2 protein-coding genes are annotated in these 1,443 nt (G+C 34.4%); one reads left to right on the top strand and one right to left on the bottom strand.

Features of this window, described 5'->3' with window-relative positions:
* Positions 1 to 772 (top strand): NAD kinase (locus tag U0839_RS08795; RefSeq protein ID WP_413550516.1); only part of this gene is annotated, 772 nt, incomplete at its 5' end.
* Between the two features lie 26 nt (positions 773 to 798).
* Here the strand turns inward: U0839_RS08795 and U0839_RS08790 are convergent.
* On the bottom strand, positions 799 to 1,443 hold a 645-nt coding region (locus U0839_RS08790; protein ID WP_413550515.1), incomplete at its 5' end, for a response regulator transcription factor.

Raw genomic sequence — 1,443 nt, 5'->3', positions numbered from 1 at the left:
TGATAATCCACCCACAAAGTTTCATTTTTTATCCATGGATAAACCCGAGGCAATTCAATATAAAAATGACCTGGTAAAAAAATATGGAAACGCAAGTATCGACCAAGCCGAAGTCATTATCTGTATTGGTGGTGATGGTTTTGTTCTAGAAACACTTCATACTTATATTAATTATCAGATTCCAATTTATTGTATCAATTTCGGTTCTGTTGGTTTCCTTACAAATCCCAAGATCAAGAAGGATCTTCCATCACTACTTCAAAAAACCCAACCAACTTGCCTTCATCCTTTGGCCATGTCAGCTAAAACAGTTGATGGTAAAACACACACAGCCCTAGCTTTTAATGATATATTTTTATACCGGCAAACCAGACAGGCAGCCAAAATAAAGGTGATAATTAATCATAAGATCAGGTTATCTGAACTGATTTGCGACGGTATCATTCTTTCAACACCCGCAGGATCGACAGCCTATAATTTATCAGCACATGGTCCAATCGTTCCCTTAAATTCTGATTTGTTACCCTTAACTCCTATTTGTCCTTTTCGGCCACGCCGATGGAGAGGCGCATTACTTCCTTCAACAACTCTTTTTCAATTCTTGACCATGGAAGAAAATAAACGCCCTATAGCAGCTGTAGCCGATTTCACAGAGATACGTGACGTTGTCGAGATTACTGTCAAAGAAAACAAATCTATAAAATCTTGTTTACTATTCAATCCAAATCAAAGCTTGTCAGAACGGATTATTTCAGAACAATTTTCCGAATAAAGATTGGTGAAACGTAATATCTATTTTCATTCACTATCCATTGTTGATTTACGGAAGATATAACCTTGTCCCCATATTGTTGAAATAAAATCTTCCGCACCAGCATCTTGTAATTTTTTTCTTAATTTACATACAAAGACATCAATAATTTTAATATCGGGTTCTACATTGCATTTGTATAAATGGTTTAAAAGTGCCGCCTTTGTAATTAAAGTGCCCCGTTGTAAAATAAGCAATTCCAAAATAAGATATTCCTTGCCTGTCAAATGAACCAATGCTTTATTAACGAATACTTCATGTGTTTCCAAATTGATACTTAATGCATCAATATGAATAATTTTTTTGGAAAATACTTTTTGGACACGTCTCAAAACCGCCTTGCATCTTGCAATCAGCTCATCCTCATAAAATGGAATTAACACATAATCATCCACACCTGCCTGAAAAGCTTTTATCTTACTTTCCAGATTATTTTGTCTGGAAACAACAATAATAGAAATCTTTTCATTTAATGCGCGCAATTCTCTAATGGTCGAAAAAAACAATTTATCCAAATTATTTCCTTCAACTATAATAAGATCATATTCATACAGATGAGCCGTTGATAATACCTCAATATCAAACGATACCCTATCGATAGAAAAGTCTGTTACTTTAAGTTTTTGGTAGAA

It is taken from the genome of Commensalibacter sp. A3DC (assembly GCF_047307945.1).
In the GTDB taxonomy this organism is placed as follows: Bacteria; Pseudomonadota; Alphaproteobacteria; order Acetobacterales; family Acetobacteraceae; genus Commensalibacter; species Commensalibacter melissae.
This window is presented reverse-complemented; position numbering and strand designations above follow the sequence as displayed.